Genomic DNA, 18,051 nt, shown 5'->3' on the forward strand with positions numbered 1-18,051 from the left:
CCTGGTTTCACCTCCTCCCTGGAGTGAAACCAGGCGACATGGCCTCAGTCGCGATGCCAGTCGACACTCAGGTACACTTCGCTGTCGCTGTAGCGGTAGCTGCACGTACCGTCGTAGGCAGCCTCCAGCTCATGACCGATGCGGTTGGCCAGGTGGGTGCCCGTGGTGGTTGCCACCAGTTGGTCCTGCTGGTAATCGATGGCGATCAAGCGCTCCAGAACATGCGTCTGCCTTTCCTGCTGCTCCACGTTACGCATGAGCTGGCGAATCTCCTCTTCATGCGCCGCCAGAAAACGGCCCGACACCCGCACTTGTCCGGCAGCGGCATGGTCCTCGATCCGTCGGCATGCCGGGCAGACGATCGACTCCATCGACCCAGGTCCAGTCGCCCCATGCGCGTGCCACTCTCCTCCGTGGTAGGCAGCTCCACATTGCGGACAACGCGCACTACCGCCAGAACGAAGTGGCGTAGCATAGGGATCGAACGGCTGTGACTTGAATAGTTTGTCCTTGTGGCTCTTCTGGTATTTGTCCATTGGCGTACTCTCCGTGCAGGGTGTGAGGGGCGCAGGCCGTGGCATGCTCTGACCTGCCCAGTGTCCGCCCACTGGCTATGCTCGACTTGATAATCATCAAACCGCGCAGTGGCATGCCGCTTATGTTGCTGTGAACGACCTCTGGAGCGCAGGGCATGAATGACACACCGCCGTTACTGTTCGCCTTGCAAGGCAGCCAGGCCTATGGGAATGCCGTGGCGCAACGCCTGGGCTGGAAACTGTCTGAACATGAAGAACGCGACTACGAGGACGGAGAACACAAGTGCTGGCCTGTCGAATCGGTCGACGGTCAAGCGGTCATCGTCTTCCACTCGCTCTATGGTGACGCGCACCACAGCGCGCACGACAAGCTGTGCCGGCTGCTGTTCTTCTGTGGCTCACTCAAGGACGCCGGCGCCAGCCAGGTGACGGCAGTCACGCCTTACCTGTGTTATGGCCGCAAGGACCGCAAGGTGGAGTTTCAGGACGCTACCATCACCCGCCATGTAGCTCGCCTGATGGAAAGCTGCGGCGTGGACCGCGTGGTTGCGCTGGACGTGCACAACCCCAGTGCCTTCGACAACGCCTACAGAATCCCGAGCTGGAACCTGCAATGCACCCAGCTATTCGCCCAACACCTGGCCCCGCTACTCGGTGAACAGACAGTCACGGTTGTGTCACCGGATATCGGTGGCATCAAACGCGCCGAGCAGTTTCGCCAGGTCCTGGCGGACCTGCTGGCGCGCCCGGTCTCGGTGGCCATGATGGAAAAGCACCGCCAGCAGGTGGGCCTGAGCGGCGAACATCTGGTCGGTAACGTTGCAGGCAGCACCGTCATCGTGTTCGACGACCTGATCAGCACGGGGCAGACGCTGCTACGCGCTGCCCAGGCCTGCCGGCAGGCCGGAGCCAACCGCATACTGGCCGCTGCCACCCACGGTCTGTTCACCACCGGTGGCGAGCTGTTTGACAACGGCGCGTTCGAACGGGTGCTAGTGGCTGACAGCGTCGCGCCCTTTCGCCTACCCGTGCGATGCCTGACGCAGCTGGATATCGTCGATACCAGCGCCCTGGTCGCCGAGTTGCTTGCCAACCGCCGGGGCGCTGGTACTTTTCCTTCGTCACCTACACCACGATAGGGTTTGGCGGCATCTCAGGCATCTGGGTGCGCCGTCCAGTGCCATTGCGCAACCTCAGGCAGGTCTTCGCCATGCTCGATCAGGTACAGCTTGTGCTTTTCCATGGTCGACCAATAGCGGGTTCGCGCCTGCTCCACCTGTGCCTGCAGGCGAGGCACGCGTTCGAACACATCCAGCACCAACTGGTAGCGGTCCAGGTTGTTGATGACCGCCATGTCGAACGGCGTCGTGGTCGCACCTTCTTCACGGAAACCATGCACATGGAAGCGCTGCGGGTTGGCACGCTTGTAGATCAGACGGTGAACCAAGGCCGGATAACCATGGAAGGCGAAGATCACCGGCTGCTCTTCGGTGAACAGCGCATTGAAGTCACTGTCGGGCAAGCCATGCGGATGCTGTTGTGGTGATTGCATTGCCATCAGGTCAACCACGTTCACTACCCTTACCCGCAGATCGGCGACGTAATCACGAAGCAGGGTCACTGCCGCCAGCACTTCCAGCGTGGGCACATCGCCGGCGCAGGCGAGGACCACCTCCGGCAGATCATCGTCATGGCTGGCCCATGCCCAACGGCCGATGCCGGACTGACAGTGCAGGTTCGCCGCATCCGCATCCAGCCATTGCCACTCTGGTTGTTTGCCCGCAACGATGACATTGATGTAATTGCGGCTGCGCAGGCAATGATCAACCACGGACAGCAGGCAGTTGGCGTCCGGTGGCAGATAGATACGCGCGATATCGGCCTTCTTGTTGGCCAGCATGTCGAGAAAACCTGGGTCCTGGTGCGAGAAGCCGTTATGGTCCTGACGCCAGACATGCGAGGTCAGGAGGATGTTCAGCGAAGCGATCGACTTGCGCCATGGCACCTCGGCGGCGGTCTTTAGCCATTTGGCATGCTGGTTGATCATCGAATCGACAATATGGATGAACGCTTCATAGCAGGAAAACAGGCCGTGGCGGCCAGTCAGCAGGTAACCCTCCAGCCAACCTTCGCAAATCTGCTCACTGAGTATCTCCATCACCCTGCCGTCTGGTCCGAGGTGGTTGTCTTCGGCACCGTGGGGGTCCAGCCAGACCTTGCTGGTCGCTTCGAATACTGCATCCAGCCGGTTGGAAGCCGTCTCGTCAGGGCCGAACAGGCGGAAATCGCGGGACACCAGGCTGTTCTTCATGACGTCGCGCAAGTAACTTCCAAGTATCCGGGTCGCCTCTGCACGCACTTGTCCAGGCCCGTCCATCTTCACGCTGTAATCAGTGAAGCGTGGAAGGTCCAGCGCCCGCAACAGCAGCCCGCCATTGGCATGCGGGTTCGCGCTCATGCGCCGCCGCCCGGTAGGGGCCTGCGCGGCCAGCTCCGCAAGCAATGCCCCCTGAGCGTCGAACAGCTCATGGGGTCGGTAGCTTTCCAGCCATTGCTGCAATTGCTGCAAGTGCAGCGGCTTGCGAAGGTCCGCCAGGGGCAGTTGATGCGAGCGCCAAGTCCCTTCTACCCGCTGCCCATCGACGAACTTCGGCCCCGTCCAGCCTTTGGGCGTGCGCAATACCAGCACCGGCCACAGCGGCCGGTCGATGGCTTCGCCTGCCTCGGTGTGCCGGGCAAGGCGCTGGATCTGGCAGATTTTCTCGTAGATCACGTCCAGCGTCCTGGCCAGCGCCCGATGAACCTCCATCGGCTCGTCGCCCTCGACGAAATAGGGATCATAGCCATAGCCATACATAAGGCTGGTCAGCTCATCCTCGCTGATCCGCGACAGCACCGTCGGGTTGGCAATCTTATAGCCGTTGAGGTGCAGGATCGGCAGTACCGCACCGTCGCGCGCGGCATTGAGGAACTTGTTGCAATGCCAGCTTGCCGCCAGCGCACCGGTTTCTGCCTCGCCGTCGCCGATGACGCAGGCCACGATCAACTGTGGGTTATCCAGGGCAGCGCCATAGGCATGGACCAAGGCATAGCCCAACTCGCCACCTTCGTGCAGAGAACCCGGGACATGCGGGCCAACATGGCTACCAATGCCGTACGGCCAGGAGAACTGACGAAACAGCCGGGCCATCCCCTGCGCGTTGCGCTCGATCGCCGGGTTCAGCTCGGTATAGGTGCCATCCAGATACGCCTGGGCGACCATGGCCGGGCCCCCATGGCCAGGGCCGGCGACGAACAATACGTTGAGATCGTATTGGCGAATCAGCCGGTTCAGATGGGTGTAGATCAAGTTGAGCCCAGGCGACGTACCCCAATGCCCCAACAATCGTGGCTTGATGTCGGACAATTTCAGCGGGGTGGCCAACAGGGGGTTGTCCTGAAGATAGATCTGACCGACGGTAAGGTAGTTCGCGGCCCGCCAGTAGGCATCCAGCCATTCGAGTTCCTCGGTACCTGGAAAATCGTTCATGATCGCCCCTTCTGCCTGGCGCGTGCGCATATGCGTTCAAAAATCCCCGGCGCGGATATCTTCTTCCCGTCGGCTCTGTTGACGGATCAGCAAGGTCAGCTCGTGCAGGTGATCGGCCAACAGCCCCACCAGGTCGTCTGCCGTGACGATGCCGACCAACAGGCCAAAGTCATCGACCACCGGGATCCGCCGAATGTTGGCCCGCCGCATGTTCAGAATCACATCGAACAGGTCTTCATTCTGGTTCGCGGTGATCAGTGGCCGTGGAATAATATCGATGGCTTGCAGATCTTCCTGGTCCGGAGGGTTGCGGGCGATGATCCTCAGCGCAAGGTCGCGGTCGGTGATCAGGCCGATGGGCCGACAACGGTCTCGGTCGACAGGCTCGGCCAGCACCAGGTCACCAACGTGGTATCGGCTCATCATCCGCGCCGCGGCGCCGATGGAAATGCTGGGGGGCGCCGTGACCACATCCCGGTTGCAGTATTTGCCAATGGACATGATGTTTTACCCTTTGGAATGCGAAGGTGAAGGTGGAGCGTCCCTGCTCCCGAAATCAGTCGGGTGAATCACTTGCTGCTTTTGATGGGAATCACCTTTTCAGGGTGAATCGCTTCAGCGCGCTTGGGCAGGTGCACCAGCAGCACGCCCTTGGCAAACTGGGCATTGATTTTTTCAGCGTCAACTTCACGGGGCAGCTGGAAGACCCGTTCGAAGCTGCCGTAGTGCCGCTCCGACAGGTGGTATTCCTTGCGCTTTTCGTCGACCTCTTCCTGCTTCTCGCCGCGAATCACCACATTGCCATTGACAAGTTTGATCTCGATGTCCTTGTCATCCACACCTGGCAGTTCGGCGCTGATGCGAAACTCATCGGCCAGTTCGCTGATATCCATCGCCGGCATGCCATGGCTAAACAGCTCACGCCGCCAGAATGGCTCGACATCGAACGGCGTGTGGCTGAACGGCATGCGCAATGGCCGGCGCCCGAAGTCATCGAACAGGCTGTCGATCTGACGCCGCAACTGCTGGATCGGCCGCCACAGGTCCGATGGTTCGGTGCCTGGTGGCGAAACCTTGGCGGGCTGCGTGGCTGCGGGGGTGACAGGTACTTTCTTGGCTGCTTCGGACATGGCGACCTCCTCGAATAAGTAATGCCTCCCAGGGAGACGCCTCGATCTTGCGCTGTGAGGCAACCCCGCGTTTGACCTTTATCAATCAGCGGGCTGCCGCAATGCCTGACAGGTGACAGCGGCCGGCGACCGGACAATTGACAACTATCAAGTCCGCGCAGGGCCGAGTGTCGAAACTAAACCTCCATTGTTCATTTCCGACACTTGAGGATTGCTGCCATGACTCCCACAGAACCCTCCCGTCAATACACCGCCCCCTCGTTTCCCAAACCTGCAGGCGAGCATTGGATCGACGCCCTCGACAATGGCACCCATGTACTGATCAGGCCGCTGCAAGCCAAGGACCGGGAGCGCGAGAGAGCCTTCATCGAGCGGCTGTCGCCCCAGTCGCGGCACTTTCGCTTCCTGTGCCAGATCAAGGAGCCCGGTGAGGCGATGCTCGACCAGTTGATGGCGATCGACCAGGACCGGCAAGCCGCCTTCGTCGCCCTCGCCCATGTGGACGGCGAGCTTCAAGAAGTGGGCATTTCCCGTTACGCCGCCATTGCAGGCAAAGATGAATGCGAATGCGCTGTCACGGTGCTCGACAGCTGGCAGCATCATGGCCTGGGCCGCCTGTTGCTCAAGCACCTGATTGATCATGCCCGGGCCAAGGGCATGCGGCAGATGTACTCGATCGACTCAGCCGCCAACCAGGCGATGCGCGACCTGGCAAAGGCGGCAGGATTTACCACCAGCATCGACCCGGATGATCCGACCCAGGTCATCCATCGCCTCAACCTGACCTGAAGCACCGTTGCGGCGGTGTTTGGGGCAGCCACCGCGCTGCCCCGCCCGCCTTTCGCCTCACGGCCTCCGGCAAAACGAGGACTCCGCGACCCCGGCCTTGTCCATCAGCGCCATGACTTCCTCGTCCGAAACCTGGGGGAAGTCCTGGTACCAGTAGCCGACCGAAACCATCTGCTCGGGCACCAGCGGGCAGACCACCTCTTCCACTTCGCCCCACATGGCCTCCAGTGTTTCTGGTGGTGCGACCGGCACGGCGACCACGATGCGCGCCGGTGACTGCGCACGCGTCGCCTGTATGGCCGCCATCATCGAGGCCCCGGTTGCCAAGCCATCATCGACCAGGATCACCGTCTGGTCCTTGAGCCGAAGCGGTGGGCGGGTCCCCCGGTAGGCGCGCTCACGTCGAATCAGTTCCTGGGTTTCCTTGGCTACCACGCTTTCCAACAGGGCCCGGTCGACCTGATAAGCCCGCAATGCATCGTCGTTGAGAATCTTCACCCCGCCCCCGGCGATCGCGCCCATGGCATATTCAGGGTGCGAAGGCATTCCGAGCTTGCGCACCACCAGCAGATCCAGGCGAACCTCGAGAGCGTTCGCAACCTCATAAGCCACCGGTACGCCGCCCCGCGGCAGGGCTAGCACGATCACGTCAGCCCTTCCGGCATACTGGCTCAAAGGCGCCACCAGGCAGCGGCCGGCTTCGGCGCGGTCGGGGTACAGGGTTCGACGAGCAAGATCATGTGACATGGAAACCTCCCGCGCCACGACGGGCGCCTGTCGTATCAACTACTGGCAAGCACTGCCGCTATTCAAGGCGCCATCGCCCGGGCCTCTTCAGGCAGCAGGTCGAACTGGTCGAGGCAGCGCTGTTCGTCGTCCGCGGTTAACGCCTTATATGCGCTAACTTCCCGCATCGGCGTTTCGAACAAGGCCAGGCGGATCACCCCATTACGATCGAGGAACGTTTGCGCCAGGCACGTACACACCGGCTTGCCAACCAACGCCGTAAGCTTTTCATCTTCGGAAGTGGTCACCTGGGCCTGCAGGTTGTCCGCGCAACTCTGCACGATGCGGTCCACCGAGCGCCCGGCAAGCCAAACAGTGCCGCCACCCAACAATGCGAAGAACAGCAGCAGGCCCAAGAGAATGTTCGACTCCTGGGTGACCGAGCGCACGAAGGCAAGCCGAGCTTGCCAGCCCGTGGCCTGGCCATTGAATATGGTCTTGCCGACCGTACGTTTCACACCACGCTGCACCACCCACCCCAACGCCACGCACAAGGCCAGCAACGCCAACAGCACGAACGGATGTTGCATGGGCAGGCGCCAGCTCGGGCTCAACGACCGGTAGGCAGCGGCCATGACGAGCAATGCGAAGATGGCCACGATCAACCCCAGGCTACCCCGTGGCCGATGCATCCAGGCCCGGAGTTTCGCCCTTGCTTGTGTATCCATGACAGCCTCCCGGCCCAGGCTAGCGCACTGGGTCAATGGCAACGGTTTCCTGGTACTCGGGCACATACACCTGCCAACCGAGCTCGATGCTGATCCGCCGTCGTAACGTATCGGCGGCGTGCGGCTCGCCATGGATGACGTAGGTCTGGCGTGGCGGGCGGGCGAACCCGCGCAACCACTCCATGATCTCGTCGGCATCGGCATGCGCTGAGAGGTTTTCCATGGCATATACCTGGGCCCGGACAGGCACGTCTTCGCCATGCAGGCGGACACTGTGCGCACCAGCGACGATGTCGGCGCCGCGCGTACCACCAGCCTGGAAACCCGAGAACAGAATGCTGTTGCGTGGGTTGGGTGCCAACGCCTTGAGATGGTGCAGAACGCGCCCACCGGTCGCCATGCCACTGGCGGCGATGATGACCGCAGGCTCACGCAGCTGATCCAGACGCCGGGATTCATCTACCGTGCGGATGATATGCGTGCCCCTGCACATTGCGGCGCATTCCGCCGGCGTCATCCGATGCTCGCTCCTGAACTGCTGGTACAGGACGGTTGCGTCGGTGGCCATCGGGCTGTTGAGGTAGACCGGGATATCAGGTATCAGGCCATCGCGCTTGAGCTTGTACAGGTAGTACATCAGCAACTGGGCACGGCCAACGGCGAACGACGGCACCAAGGTGATGCCATGACGCAGGAGGGTCTGGTTGATGACCTGGGCCAGGAATTGCTCGGTCGATTCGGTTGGATGCTGGCGATCGCCATAGGTGGACTCCACCAGCAGCACGTCTGCCGTCCTGATCAGTTCCGGTGCCCGCATGATCGGGTCTTGTGGCCGTCCCAGGTCGCCGGAAAAGACCAAGGTCTGGCCATCGGCCTTGATCTGCACCGTCGCCGCGCCGAGTATGTGTCCAGCCGTACGCAGCAGCAGCTCCATGCCCTGCGCGACCATGATCGGTTGATGCAGCGCCACAGGGCGCAACAGTGCCAAGGCGCGCTTTGCATCCTGTTCGGTGTAAAGCGGGCGTGCCGGCGAATGCCTGGAGTAGCCGTGCCGGTTGGCATGCTCGGCCTGCTCCTCCTGCAGCCGGGCACTGTCGAGTAACAGGATCTCGGCCAAGGCACAAGTGGCCGGGGTTGCGTAGATAGGCCCGGTATAGCCCTCCCGCGCGAGCACCGGAAGATAACCGCTGTGGTCGAGATGGGCATGGGTCAGTACCACGGCATCGAGCGCGCTCAGCGCCGCCGGCAACGGTTCCCAGTTGCGCAGACGCAGTTGCTTGTAGCCTTGAAACAGCCCGCAGTCGATCAGCACGCGGCTGCTGTCGCGAGTCAGCAGGAACTTGCTGCCAGTCACGGTCCCGGTACCACCAAGAAATGTCAGTTGCATGGCCAGGGCTCCAGGGCTTCTAGCGCTTGCGGGTGAAACGCCAGGACGCTGCACGGTGGACGGCTGATGATGCGCTCGGTAGTGTCGCCCAGCAGCTTGTCCAGGCCCTTGGGCTGCACGACACCCATGACCACCGTGTCGATGTCCAGCGCAGCGACCTGCTCGCGAATCACATGCACGGGGCCACCTTCCATGAAGTGGCGGCGATCCGCCGCGACCCCCTCGGCGTCCGCCAAGGTGTCGAACGGCTCCTTCAAGGCACTGCGCATCTCATCGATCCACGCCTGGGTGACGTTCATGTCCGAGGCGAACACGCCTGCCAGGTTGTAGGCCGAGAGCAGGTGCAACTGCGCATCGCATTGCAGCGCCAGCGCCTGCGCGGCACGGATCAGCCCACGGTTGAAGGACGCCTGGACGTCGGGTGTTTCGCTGAAAGAAGTGTCAACGGCGACCAGCACGCGCTTGGGCAGCGACACCGCGGCCGCCGGCACGAAATGCGTGACGCCCTTCAAACCCCGCATCAAGGCGCAATCCAGAGGCGTGCGGAACAGTCGCACCATGGCTGGCGTCGCTTCGCTGTCCTTGATGACCATATCGGGCTGCAGTTCGCTGATGTAGTCGATGGCCTGGCTGCGGATGTCGTCCGCCTGCAGGCTGTCGACCGTCAAGGCGATGCTGCCGCCACGGTGACGCTCGACCAACCCCGCCAGCCGCACACGGTAGTGATCGAACTGGCGCTGGATATCCGCCTCGTTCAATCGCTCTTCGCGCAGCAGGTGCTCCTGCGTCGGTTCGAACAAGCCCAGCACATGCACACTGGCACCACTGACATGCGCCAGGGCCAGGGCCCTGCGCAGTGCGGCCGAATGCGGATCGACCTCGGTGAGCAGCACCAACAGTTGTCGATATTGACCCATGGTGAACCTCCGGGCTTGCGCGGCTGGCGTGATGATGTAGGCGATTGTCCGAAGACGGGTCGCTTCGCGCTTGATGCAGATCAGAAAAACCCACCGTCGAGCCTGAACTTGACGATTGTCAGAACCGGCGCCGCCCAGCACGGTACAACCACTGCAGCAAGCATCGACCAGGTGACCGGGAGGCGACATGAACAGGCAGCAGACTGAACAGCCAGACGCGTGCGAGCATTGGATCGAAAAGCTTTCGGACGGCTCTGCCGTACTGATCCGCCCGCTGGATGACAAAGACCGCGAAAGGGACCGCCGCTTTCTCAGCACGATCGCCTACGAGGCACGGCGTTTCCGCTTCATCGCCGGGCTCAGTGGCGGCCTTCCGAGCCTGGATGCGCAACATATGCCAGTGGATCATCACCAGAGCGAAGCCTACGTTGCCCTGGTCCATGCAGATGGCCAGTTGCGGCAGATCGGGGTCAGCCGGTATGCCAGTGTTCCCGGCAGCCGGCTCTGTGAATGCGCCATAGCCGTACACGAAGAATGGCAACGCAAGGGGTTGGGCCGGCTGCTGATGCAGCACCTGATCGCGGCCGCGAAGCGCAATGGCTTTCACTGCATGATCTCCAGGGACCTGGCGAACAACTACGCCATGCACCGGCTGGCCAAGGGACTGGGGTTCAGCTCACGCTACCTGGGTGGCGATGTCAGCGAAATCATTCACGAACTTGACCTTCGCGCCTGAAAACAAGGCCCTTTCGGGCCTTGCAGCCTAGCCTTTGGAAGGCTCCGGTGAAATCACCAGCACGCTGCTGGACAATCGATGCAATACCCGCTCCGCAGTGCTACCGATGAACCAGCCAATGCCGTGATGGTGGTGGCTGCCCATGACCAGTACGTCGATATCATTGTGCTCCACGAACAGCGCCAGCACCTTGGCCGGGTCTCCCAACCGCAGGTGGCGGTGTTCGGTAGCGATACCGTTGCGCTCGGCAAGTGCATGGAAGGCATCGGTTTGCGCCTCGTGCAGTGTCTGGGCGAGGTTGGAGTCGAACGGGAACGAATGCTCGCGGCTGCCGCCTGCGTCCAGGTACATGGACCCCACGTCGTAGGCATATAACAAATCGATCTGGGCATTGCACTGTAATGCCAGTTTCAGTGCTTCGCTGATGATCTGGTCGTTGAACCCCTCGAACAGGTCCTCAGGGCGAGACAGGTCCACGGCGGCCAGAATCTTGCGCGGCAGCGCATGGCTGGCCTGATGCACCAGATGCAGGGGGATACGGGTTTCCCGCAGCAACTGAATGTCGAGCGAGGTGAGCATCGGCCGCACCCACCAGGGTTCATGCTCGAAGGCCTTGATCAGCATGGCGAACGGCTGTTCGCGCAGGTGTACGAGGATCTCGTCCAGCGGATGCTGCACCCACACCACTTCCGTGGTGACCGTGACACCATTGCGCCGCATCGACAGCGCCTGGGACTCCAGCCAGTCACGGTGCTGCTGCACATAGCCTTCGCGCATGACAGCCAGCGCCTGGTCATTGACCAGGCCCGCCGTGGCAAGCCCTTCCAGATAATCGAACGCCACAATGTGCAGCGCCATGCCCTTGGCCTTGGCCAGCGCAGCCGCACGGTCGTAAACCGGGGTGCGCCGCATCAGGGGCGAGGTGATCAGCAAGAGTCTTTGCGGGTTGTCCATGGCGCACCTCAGCGGTTGGGAAGTGTCAGTGGATCATCCACCACCCGCGCCTCGCGGATTTGATGTTTATCACTGAACCACTGCGCGGACAGACGGCAATACCGGCCGCGCGTGTATTTGATGCGGATCAAAGCTTCGAGGCATTTACAGCGCAATCTGATCTATACCAACAACAATCATCGAATGCCCCAGAGGCACGCCATGGTGCTCATCAAACACATCGAAATCGCCTGTGAATCGGTCGCCAACCAGCGCGATGGCGTAATGAAAATGGCCGTTACACCCTGAACCACCCCTGTTGTCGGCAGGGATGCCTTCGTTTCGCATGGATTTGCAGCTGGTTTGCTCATGCATGCTTTTTGGAGGCTTCCATGAACATCTACGTCGAAGAAAATCCCGAACAGAACCGCTGGTGGGTCCGAATGGATGATTGCCGGGTGAGCTTCAATACCTTCGCCGAAGCGCAAGCGTTCGTCGAACGGTTGAATGCCCGCCTCAACGCGCCCCATGCGCTGGACATGCTTGCCGGCTGTTCATCTGCGCGAATGGCAACCCAGGCAGATCTCCGATGCGCGAAGGAGGCCTGAAAATGACCGGCCTACGAAGCGTCACCTTGCTCGACCAACCTGCAGCGCCGAGCCCGGCAACCCCGATTCATCTGAAACCGCTAACGACCCTGTGCACCGAGTGCCGTGTCAGCGGGCTGTGCCTGCCCACCGGCCTGCCAGTGCACGACAACAGTTGCCTGGGCGCGCTGATCGGCCCGCGCATGCGTGTTCGCAAAGGCGCCGCACTCTTCAATGCCAACGATCCGCTGACGACGCTCTATGCCGTACGCTGCGGCAGCTTCAAGACCAGCCTAAACAGCGCCGAAGGCCAAGGCGTGGTGATCAATTTCTGGATGCCGGGTGATGTGCTTGGGCTCGACGCCATCGCCACCGACCATCACGTATGCGACGCCATTGCCCTGGAAGACAGCGAGGTCTGCCCTGTCCCCTATCGCCGGCTGCAGGCACTGGCGCGCGACTTTCCTGTCCTGCAGCAAAGCCTGAACCGTCTGATGAGCAAGGAAATCGTGCGCGAGCATGAGCGAGTGCTGATGCTGTGCAACCTCACCGCCGAACAGCGGCTGGCCAGCTTCCTGGTCGGGTTGTCCAGACGCTTCGTCAGCCGGGGCTATTCTGCCCACGGTTTCATGCTGCGCATGTCTCGAGAAGACATGGCTTCGTACCTGGGCCTACGCCAGGAAACCGTGTGTCGTTCAGTTGCCCGCTTGCGCGCGCTAGGTATCGTCAGCATGCGTGGCAGGCTCGTAGAGATACTCGACCTGCCCGCATTGATGGCGCTCGAGCAAGACGGCGCGGAAGCCGAGACCAAGGCAGCGCGAAAGACGCCATGCTCGCAACGGTGAATGTCAGCCATATCGCTGTTGTGTTGGGCATCGGCAACCTGGTGGGGCCTGAGTGCGCTTCCACAGGTACTGCACTGGGCTTGAGGACGATGCAGTCTAGGTCGGAGAACTTTCCTGCATCAATCTTCTGGCCTGCGCGGGTCCTTGGGGGTGCCATGCACCCCACTGGCTTCCAGTCAGGCATCGACGGCCCGGTGTAGCCCCCCGTCCAGCGGCAACTCATAGGACTCCCTTGACCGTACGCCTACATCCACACCAACTGGTGCCTGCATTACCAGGAGGCATTTGCCCTCTGGCACCGGGCCTACCTGCTGTACCTGGAACAACTGATCGACTGTACCTCCGAACAGGGCCTTGTCAGCCGCCAGTTCCGGAGCCGACACGCCAGCTACACTCAACCGACACATGCCTGCACAGAGACTGCAATCATGCCTACACAAACCGCGATCGTGTTCGCTGGCGGCGGCAGTCTGGGCGCGGTCCAGGTAGGTATGCTACGGGCTCTGGTCGAAGCCAATGTGCAATTCGACATGGTGGTTGGCGCTTCGGTAGGTGCGATTAACGGCGCCTACTTTGCAGCAAGGCCCAACGCTCAGGGGGTGGAGACGCTCGCCGCATTCTGGCGAGGCCTGAGTAGAACTGACATTTTCCCCTTGTCCTGGCTCGATACCTGTAGAGGCCTGCTCAAACGGCGCGGCTTCCTGCTACAGCCGGCGGCCTTGCACCGATTGCTTGGCAAGGCGCTGCCTATTCATCGTATCGAGGATGCGAAACTGCCTCTGCACATCGTCACCACCGACCTGCTTAGCGGTGCCGAGACAGTCCTGTCCAATGGCGAACTCGAGCAGGCGCTACTGGCCAGCGCTGCGATCCCGCTGGTTTTCCCTTGCGTGCAGATCGGCGGCCAGTTCCTGGTGGATGGCGGCGTGGCAAGCAATACGCCTATTTCAACTGCCGTAGCGCTGGGCGCCAGCAACGTTGTGGTAATCCCCACCGGGCTCAGCTGCGCCTTGACTCAACCACCCCGAGGCCTTGTTGCGCTGGCCCTGCACACTATCAACCTGATGAGCATGCGCCAGCTTGTCAGTGACATCGAACACTTCCGCACGATCACCAGCCTGCATATCGTTCCCCCCTTGTGCCCGGTCGATGTCTCGGTATTCAACTTTGACCAGACCGAGTCGTTGCTGGAGCGTGCCTATGAGCAGACACTTCGGTGGTTAGACCACGGCGGGCTCGAGCGGACCAAGGTACCGGGTGCCCTGACCGTTCACTCTCATGCTTGTGAGCATTGAGTGATCTGAAAGCGATCCCGGCTGGGGGCCTTATGAATCTGCTCGACGAAACACCAATACCCTTGAAACAGTGGTTTGGCATACGGCGTCGTCCTGATTGAGCGTGATGCTCTCAAGGACAGCGACTCCCCGATCAGGCTTCGACTTCGACGCAACAAGCTCCCTTACCGTTGTTGTCACTCGCAACCGGTCACCTGGTCGCACGGCTCTAGGCCAGGTGATTTCGCTACCGGCGCCGATGAGCCCTCCAGCCACTGGAACACTCTCTACCAATAACCGCATCGTGACAGCGGATGTATGCCAGCCACTAGCAGCCAGCCCGGCAAAAAAGGTGTCTTTCGCAGCATTGGCGTCCGTGTGGAATGGCTGAGGGTCGAACTCCGATGCGAAGTTCACGATCCGCTCCTGGGTCATTTCATACGAGCCGCTGATGAAGGAATCGCCTACCTGCAAATCCTCGAAATAGAGCCTGTCAGTTGCAGAAGCCATGGATCACCTCCGGGTAGCTTAAGTTCTGAAGCTGGCGCCAGTTGAGTACGGTTTTCAGTGGCATTGAACAACCGCTTCGACAATGAGCTGGCCCTGTGGGAGCGGGCGTGCCTTCAGTTCACGAACTAACGCAGCAAAGCCAACATGCTCGCGGCATCGCTGCACTCGAATTTGCCGGGTGCTTCGACCGCGATGTGCTCGACCACCAGGTCATCGACCAACATGGCATAGCGCTGCGAACGCCGGCCCATGCCACGCGCCGAGAGGTCCTGCATCAGCCCCAGCGCCTCGCTGAACTCACCGTTGCCATCGGCGATCATCCTGACATCCTCGCCCGCCTGCAGGCTCACGCCCCAGGCATTCATGACGAACGCATCATTGACCGAAACACAGAGAATTTCGGCAACACCGGCAGCGAACAGGTTCTGTGCCGCGGCCACGTAACCAGGGACGTGCCGCTCCGAACAGGTAGGCGTGAAGGCACCAGGCAAGCCAAAAATCACCACTTTTTTCCGTTTGCAACGCTCATGCAGGGAAAACGCATTCGGGCCTGACGCGCAGGCGCCCTCGCCGTTGCTGTACTCGTAAAGCGTTACGTCGGGCAGTGTATCGCCGGTCTTGATCATCGTTGTCTCCCTGCACGAAAAGTAGCCAGGCATCATGCCGCAATCTACCAGGGTACGTACATACAGCGGTTTATTCAGACAACCCCGTACTCAGGTGCCACGGCGTGTCTGAATCCACTGGAACAATGTCATGCCTCCCAGCATTGCAGCGACGAACAGCCAGGCCTGCCAGTAACCGGCAGGCAGCAGAACCAGTGCCGGCCCCGGGCAGATACCCGCAAGCCCCCAGCCAATGCCGAATACCAGGCTGCCACCAATAAGACGGCGATCCACATCGCGTCGGTCGGGCAACTGCATCACCCCACCCAGCAACGCCGTTGAATGTCGGCGCGCCCAGCGCATCGGCAACCAAGCCGTAGCGATGGCCCCGATCATCACCAGCCCCAGCGAAGGATCCCACTGTCCGGCAATGTCGAGGAAACCGAGCACCTTGGAAGGGTCGGCCATCCCCGCCAGCAATAACCCAATGCCGAACAGCACCCCGGCGAGAAACCCACTGATGACAGGCATGTCAGCCCCCTTGTACAAGGTGTCGGACGACATACACCGTGGCAAAACCGGTTGCCATGAAGCACAGCGTTGCCACGGCCGAACGTGGTGACAGGCGAGAAAGGCCGCAGACGCCGTGGCCGCTGGTGCAACCGCTGCCGTAGCGTGTGCCGAGGCCTACCAACAGCCCTGCCATGATGAGCGTCCCCGATGCCGTAGTGAAATGGGGGGACGGCACCGTGGCAAATACCCCCCACAACAGCGGTGCTGCCAGCAATCCCAAAAGAAAGGCCAGCTTTTCTCTGCGCCCTTCCCCGCCTCGCTGCAACATCGAACCAAGCAAACCACTGATTCCCGCAATACGACCATTCATCACCGCGAACAAACCAGCCCCCAGCCCGATCAACGCACCACCGGCCAGAGCGGACCATGGTGTGAAGGCCAGCAAATCAATTGCCATCGTGTTTCTCCCTGCAACAGGAATAAGAGAAGGATAAAGTTTCAACACAAACAGAATGAATTCAAGATTATCCCGGATACATACAAACCAATTTAAAGAGAATTTCGCCTTAACGATACCCAGCCTTTGCCTGGGGTGTTTGGCCTGGATCAGAACTGACATTCAACGGACGGTAATACGTTGCCCTTGCTCTACCGCCCACGAATTAACATTTATCAAGTCCACCCAGTGCTGCCTGGGTAAGCTCCCAGTGACCATTGTCCGGCCAAAGGAAAAATCATGAACAGCCTCGCTCCCTCAAGGGTTCGCCTGTATGACGAGGAGGACCTGGACGAGGTGCTGCGCTCTATGGCCCGCCAGGCCTTGGCATACCTGCCTGCGTCCCATGTGGCCTTGGTGGGCATTCAACGGCGCGGTGAACCGCTGGCGCGTCGCCTGCAACTGCACCTGCAAGCACTGACCGGTGCGGCACCATTGCCGCTCTACCCGATCAAGGTCAAGCGCTATGCAGACGACCTCAGCCTCCTGCACGCCCATACGCAGCTCACCGGGAACCCTCAGCTAGGCAAGCTGGACCTTGCCAGTACCACCTTGCTGGTTGTCGATGACGTGCTCTACGAAGGGTACTCTTTGCTGCGCACCTGCGCTTATCTGGCCGAACTGGGTGCGCGGCGTGTCGTCAGCGCAGTGCTCGTTGACCGACACGTCTGCCGCCAGCCGGTTCATGCGGATATCGTGGGCATTCACCTGCAGGTTGCGCCGCAGGATATCGTCGAATGCCATGTGCCGCCCTACGAGGCGCAATTCTGTGTGGAAGTGGTGCGGCATGGGCGCACAGCTGATACAGCCTGAATCACCTGGCGGGCGAAGAACTGTTGCATGCCCTTGTCATTACGAGCTGCTTGCGGGCGGGGGGACTGCGTGACCCGGCCCAGGGCCCTAGACGGCCAGAATATTGCAGGATAGCTGGTACAAGACGTGCTCTGTGGTGCTACCAAATAGCCGGTCCAGCACCTTTGCAAAAGGCCTGCCCATGACAATGACGTCCACAGGGTGAGTCTCCACGTACTCGCTCAGCACGGTGACCGGGCGCCCCAGGACGAAGTGGCAGCGTTCGGCCGGGGCGCCATAACGGTCGGCCAGCGCCCTGAAGTCAGCCTCGAGGGTTTGCCGCAACTGTTCGCCAACATCGCCGACTGCCCACGTGGAGTAACCCATATCGCCCATGTAGGCCATCGTCAGGTCACAGGCATGCAACAGATCCAGTTGCGCTCCAGTCTGCAAGGCCAAGGCGTTGGCCTGCTGGACAATGCTTTCATTGCGCGCCTCGCCCTCAGGTGACGAATCCGCTACGTCCACTGCCGCTACTATCTGCCGTGGCAAGGCCGGCCTGGCAGCCCCCAACAAATAGACCGGGATCGGGCAATGGCGCAGCAGCTTCCAGTCCAATGGGGTAAAGAAAGCCCGCTTGAGCACCGGCTCGTGATCGACCTGTTTGAGTAACAGATCCGGTTGTATTTCCAACGCACGCTCAAGAATATCTGCCTGCAGATCGCTACTCCAGGCAACTTCGCTCGTTACTTGCACCCCCGAAGCGCGTAGCGCTTGCGCCTGGCTTTCAAGCTGTTGCTGCTGGGATTGCAGGTAGGCCTGCCGCTCCGCTAGACGATCACCTGTCTCCAGGAACCTGAGTTTGTCCAGCGACTCCAGCAGGCCGACGATATGCAGGCTGGCCGAACTTGACCTGGCCAGGGCGGCAGCTTGCTCCAAAGCGCTGGACTGACGCAATGCCGGGTGCAGGATCAGCAGCAGGCGTTGATAGTGGCTCATGGTTGCCTCCAACGATCAG

The 18,051-nt window shown here is 61.0% G+C and carries 22 protein-coding genes and 1 pseudogene; 8 read left to right on the forward strand and 15 right to left on the reverse strand.

The window, feature by feature from the left end:
* Window positions 1-44: 44 nt before the first annotated feature.
* Complete coding sequence (locus CAY82_RS16750; protein WP_087502212.1) at window positions 45-581, reverse strand: BCAM0308 family protein; 537 nt, start codon at window positions 579-581, stop codon at window positions 45-47.
* Between the two features lie 110 nt (window positions 582-691).
* Here CAY82_RS16750 and CAY82_RS16755 point away from each other — a divergent pair, with 110 nt between their 5' ends.
* Entirely contained in the window at window positions 692-1,675 is a 984-nt protein-coding gene (locus CAY82_RS16755; RefSeq protein WP_087502213.1) for a ribose-phosphate pyrophosphokinase, read from the forward strand.
* Between the two features lie 14 nt (window positions 1,676-1,689).
* Here the strand turns inward: CAY82_RS16755 and CAY82_RS16760 are convergent, their stop codons facing one another.
* The 3 genes from CAY82_RS16760 to CAY82_RS16770 all read right to left on the reverse strand — a co-directional run bounded on the left by CAY82_RS16760 (window position 1,690) and on the right by CAY82_RS16770 (window position 5,195).
* Entirely contained in the window at window positions 1,690-4,065 is a 2,376-nt protein-coding gene (locus tag CAY82_RS16760) for a phosphoketolase (RefSeq protein ID WP_087502298.1), read from the reverse strand.
* A 36-nt stretch (window positions 4,066-4,101) separates the two neighbouring features.
* On the reverse strand, window positions 4,102-4,566 hold the full coding sequence (locus tag CAY82_RS16765) for a CBS domain-containing protein (RefSeq protein WP_087502214.1): 465 nt from the start codon (window positions 4,564-4,566) through the stop codon (window positions 4,102-4,104).
* Between the two features lie 68 nt (window positions 4,567-4,634).
* Window positions 4,635-5,195, reverse strand: a complete 561-nt coding sequence (locus tag CAY82_RS16770; protein WP_087502215.1) for an Hsp20/alpha crystallin family protein — start codon at window positions 5,193-5,195, stop codon at window positions 4,635-4,637.
* Between the two features lie 219 nt (window positions 5,196-5,414).
* Between CAY82_RS16770 and CAY82_RS16775 the strand changes: the two genes are divergently transcribed.
* On the forward strand, window positions 5,415-5,984 hold the full coding sequence (locus CAY82_RS16775) for a GNAT family N-acetyltransferase (RefSeq protein ID WP_087502216.1): 570 nt from the start codon (window positions 5,415-5,417) through the stop codon (window positions 5,982-5,984).
* 57 nt (window positions 5,985-6,041) lie between these two features.
* Here the strand turns inward: CAY82_RS16775 and CAY82_RS16780 are convergent, their stop codons facing one another.
* The 4 genes from CAY82_RS16780 to CAY82_RS16795 form a co-directional block, all read right to left on the reverse strand.
* A complete protein-coding gene (locus tag CAY82_RS16780) occupies window positions 6,042-6,731 on the reverse strand; it encodes a phosphoribosyltransferase (RefSeq protein ID WP_087502217.1) in 690 nt (229 codons plus the stop codon).
* 62 nt (window positions 6,732-6,793) lie between these two features.
* Complete coding sequence (locus tag CAY82_RS16785; RefSeq protein ID WP_087502218.1) at window positions 6,794-7,402, reverse strand: hypothetical protein; 609 nt, start codon at window positions 7,400-7,402, stop codon at window positions 6,794-6,796.
* Between the two features lie 55 nt (window positions 7,403-7,457).
* Window positions 7,458-8,825, reverse strand: a complete 1,368-nt coding sequence (locus CAY82_RS16790; protein WP_087502219.1) for an MBL fold metallo-hydrolase RNA specificity domain-containing protein — start codon at window positions 8,823-8,825, stop codon at window positions 7,458-7,460.
* Window positions 8,816-9,742: a universal stress protein gene (locus CAY82_RS16795; RefSeq protein WP_087502220.1), complete on the reverse strand. Its 927-nt coding sequence runs from the start codon at window positions 9,740-9,742 to the stop codon at window positions 8,816-8,818. Before CAY82_RS16795 ends, CAY82_RS16790 begins: the two co-directional genes overlap by 10 nt.
* Window positions 9,743-9,929: 187 nt before the next feature.
* Here CAY82_RS16795 and CAY82_RS16800 point away from each other — a divergent pair, with 187 nt between their 5' ends.
* Window positions 9,930-10,478 carry a GNAT family N-acetyltransferase gene (locus CAY82_RS16800; protein ID WP_087502221.1) on the forward strand — a complete coding sequence of 183 codons (549 nt, stop codon included), beginning with the start codon at window positions 9,930-9,932 and terminating at the stop codon, window positions 10,476-10,478.
* A 27-nt stretch (window positions 10,479-10,505) separates the two neighbouring features.
* Here the strand turns inward: CAY82_RS16800 and CAY82_RS16805 are convergent, their stop codons facing one another.
* Both CAY82_RS16805 and CAY82_RS26725 read right to left on the reverse strand, forming a co-directional pair.
* Window positions 10,506-11,432, reverse strand: coding sequence for a universal stress protein (locus CAY82_RS16805; protein ID WP_087502222.1), 927 nt, complete (start codon window positions 11,430-11,432; stop codon window positions 10,506-10,508).
* A gap of 144 nt (window positions 11,433-11,576) precedes the next feature.
* Window positions 11,577-11,786 carry a hypothetical protein gene (locus CAY82_RS26725; RefSeq protein ID WP_170931091.1) on the reverse strand — a complete coding sequence of 70 codons (210 nt, stop codon included), beginning with the start codon at window positions 11,784-11,786 and terminating at the stop codon, window positions 11,577-11,579.
* A gap of 17 nt (window positions 11,787-11,803) precedes the next feature.
* Between CAY82_RS26725 and CAY82_RS16815 the strand changes: the two genes are divergently transcribed.
* The 4 genes and pseudogenes from CAY82_RS16815 (at window position 11,804) to CAY82_RS16830 (ending at window position 14,138) form a co-directional block, all read left to right on the forward strand.
* A complete protein-coding gene (locus tag CAY82_RS16815) occupies window positions 11,804-12,019 on the forward strand; it encodes a hypothetical protein (protein ID WP_087502223.1) in 216 nt (71 codons plus the stop codon).
* Window positions 12,020-12,021: 2 nt separating this feature from the next.
* On the forward strand, window positions 12,022-12,843 hold the full coding sequence (locus tag CAY82_RS16820) for a helix-turn-helix domain-containing protein (protein WP_087502224.1): 822 nt from the start codon (window positions 12,022-12,024) through the stop codon (window positions 12,841-12,843).
* A 239-nt stretch (window positions 12,844-13,082) separates the two neighbouring features.
* Window positions 13,083-13,181: pseudogene (locus tag CAY82_RS26175) on the forward strand (tyrosinase family protein); the annotation flags it as partial.
* A gap of 90 nt (window positions 13,182-13,271) precedes the next feature.
* A complete protein-coding gene (locus CAY82_RS16830; RefSeq protein ID WP_087502226.1) occupies window positions 13,272-14,138 on the forward strand; it encodes a patatin-like phospholipase family protein in 867 nt (288 codons plus the stop codon).
* Between the two features lie 30 nt (window positions 14,139-14,168).
* On the opposite strand, the gene CAY82_RS16835 is transcribed toward CAY82_RS16830, so the two are convergent.
* The 4 genes from CAY82_RS16835 to CAY82_RS16850 form a co-directional block, all read right to left on the reverse strand.
* Window positions 14,169-14,627: a MaoC family dehydratase gene (locus CAY82_RS16835; RefSeq protein WP_087502227.1), complete on the reverse strand. Its 459-nt coding sequence runs from the start codon at window positions 14,625-14,627 to the stop codon at window positions 14,169-14,171.
* A gap of 125 nt (window positions 14,628-14,752) precedes the next feature.
* A complete protein-coding gene (locus tag CAY82_RS16840) occupies window positions 14,753-15,253 on the reverse strand; it encodes a peroxiredoxin (protein ID WP_087502228.1) in 501 nt (166 codons plus the stop codon).
* A 90-nt stretch (window positions 15,254-15,343) separates the two neighbouring features.
* Window positions 15,344-15,763, reverse strand: a complete 420-nt coding sequence (locus CAY82_RS16845; protein ID WP_087502229.1) for a DUF6691 family protein — start codon at window positions 15,761-15,763, stop codon at window positions 15,344-15,346.
* Between the two features lies 1 nt (window position 15,764).
* Window positions 15,765-16,202, reverse strand: a complete 438-nt coding sequence (locus CAY82_RS16850; RefSeq protein ID WP_087502230.1) for a YeeE/YedE family protein — start codon at window positions 16,200-16,202, stop codon at window positions 15,765-15,767.
* 279 nt (window positions 16,203-16,481) lie between these two features.
* On the opposite strand from CAY82_RS16850, the gene CAY82_RS16855 reads away from it, so the two are divergent.
* Window positions 16,482-17,054: a phosphoribosyltransferase family protein gene (locus CAY82_RS16855; protein WP_087502231.1), complete on the forward strand. Its 573-nt coding sequence runs from the start codon at window positions 16,482-16,484 to the stop codon at window positions 17,052-17,054.
* A gap of 87 nt (window positions 17,055-17,141) precedes the next feature.
* Here CAY82_RS16855 and CAY82_RS16860 read toward each other — a convergent pair whose 3' ends face one another.
* Complete coding sequence (locus CAY82_RS16860; protein WP_087502232.1) at window positions 17,142-18,032, reverse strand: universal stress protein; 891 nt, start codon at window positions 18,030-18,032, stop codon at window positions 17,142-17,144.
* Between the last annotated feature and the right edge of the window lie 19 nt (window positions 18,033-18,051).

Origin of the sequence: Pseudomonas sp. SID14000 (assembly GCF_002165135.1) — a bacterium.
In the GTDB taxonomy this organism is placed as follows: Bacteria; Pseudomonadota; Gammaproteobacteria; order Pseudomonadales; family Pseudomonadaceae; genus Aquipseudomonas.

What these genes read in the sequence shown, in the direction of transcription:
- CAY82_RS16750 (WP_087502212.1), bottom strand. Translation starts at nt 581, where the DNA reads ATGCCACGGCCTGCGCCCCTCACACCCTGCACGGAGAGTACGCCAATG.
- CAY82_RS16755 (WP_087502213.1), top strand. Translation starts at nt 692, where the DNA reads ATGAATGACACACCGCCGTTACTGTTCGCCTTGCAAGGCAGCCAGGCC.
- CAY82_RS16760 (WP_087502298.1), bottom strand. Translation starts at nt 4,065, where the DNA reads ATGAACGATTTTCCAGGTACCGAGGAACTCGAATGGCTGGATGCCTAC.
- CAY82_RS16765 (WP_087502214.1), bottom strand. Translation starts at nt 4,566, where the DNA reads ATGTCCATTGGCAAATACTGCAACCGGGATGTGGTCACGGCGCCCCCC.
- CAY82_RS16770 (WP_087502215.1), bottom strand. Translation starts at nt 5,195, where the DNA reads ATGTCCGAAGCAGCCAAGAAAGTACCTGTCACCCCCGCAGCCACGCAG.
- CAY82_RS16775 (WP_087502216.1), top strand. Translation starts at nt 5,415, where the DNA reads ATGACTCCCACAGAACCCTCCCGTCAATACACCGCCCCCTCGTTTCCC.
- CAY82_RS16780 (WP_087502217.1), bottom strand. Translation starts at nt 6,731, where the DNA reads ATGTCACATGATCTTGCTCGTCGAACCCTGTACCCCGACCGCGCCGAA.
- CAY82_RS16785 (WP_087502218.1), bottom strand. Translation starts at nt 7,402, where the DNA reads ATGCATCGGCCACGGGGTAGCCTGGGGTTGATCGTGGCCATCTTCGCA.
- CAY82_RS16790 (WP_087502219.1), bottom strand. Translation starts at nt 8,825, where the DNA reads ATGCAACTGACATTTCTTGGTGGTACCGGGACCGTGACTGGCAGCAAG.
- CAY82_RS16795 (WP_087502220.1), bottom strand. Translation starts at nt 9,742, where the DNA reads ATGGGTCAATATCGACAACTGTTGGTGCTGCTCACCGAGGTCGATCCG.
- CAY82_RS16800 (WP_087502221.1), top strand. Translation starts at nt 9,930, where the DNA reads ATGAACAGGCAGCAGACTGAACAGCCAGACGCGTGCGAGCATTGGATC.
- CAY82_RS16805 (WP_087502222.1), bottom strand. Translation starts at nt 11,432, where the DNA reads ATGGACAACCCGCAAAGACTCTTGCTGATCACCTCGCCCCTGATGCGG.
- CAY82_RS26725 (WP_170931091.1), bottom strand. Translation starts at nt 11,786, where the DNA reads ATGCATGAGCAAACCAGCTGCAAATCCATGCGAAACGAAGGCATCCCT.
- CAY82_RS16815 (WP_087502223.1), top strand. Translation starts at nt 11,804, where the DNA reads ATGAACATCTACGTCGAAGAAAATCCCGAACAGAACCGCTGGTGGGTC.
- CAY82_RS16820 (WP_087502224.1), top strand. Translation starts at nt 12,022, where the DNA reads ATGACCGGCCTACGAAGCGTCACCTTGCTCGACCAACCTGCAGCGCCG.
- CAY82_RS16830 (WP_087502226.1), top strand. Translation starts at nt 13,272, where the DNA reads ATGCCTACACAAACCGCGATCGTGTTCGCTGGCGGCGGCAGTCTGGGC.
- CAY82_RS16835 (WP_087502227.1), bottom strand. Translation starts at nt 14,627, where the DNA reads ATGGCTTCTGCAACTGACAGGCTCTATTTCGAGGATTTGCAGGTAGGC.
- CAY82_RS16840 (WP_087502228.1), bottom strand. Translation starts at nt 15,253, where the DNA reads ATGATCAAGACCGGCGATACACTGCCCGACGTAACGCTTTACGAGTAC.
- CAY82_RS16845 (WP_087502229.1), bottom strand. Translation starts at nt 15,763, where the DNA reads ATGCCTGTCATCAGTGGGTTTCTCGCCGGGGTGCTGTTCGGCATTGGG.
- CAY82_RS16850 (WP_087502230.1), bottom strand. Translation starts at nt 16,202, where the DNA reads ATGGCAATTGATTTGCTGGCCTTCACACCATGGTCCGCTCTGGCCGGT.
- CAY82_RS16855 (WP_087502231.1), top strand. Translation starts at nt 16,482, where the DNA reads ATGAACAGCCTCGCTCCCTCAAGGGTTCGCCTGTATGACGAGGAGGAC.
- CAY82_RS16860 (WP_087502232.1), bottom strand. Translation starts at nt 18,032, where the DNA reads ATGAGCCACTATCAACGCCTGCTGCTGATCCTGCACCCGGCATTGCGT.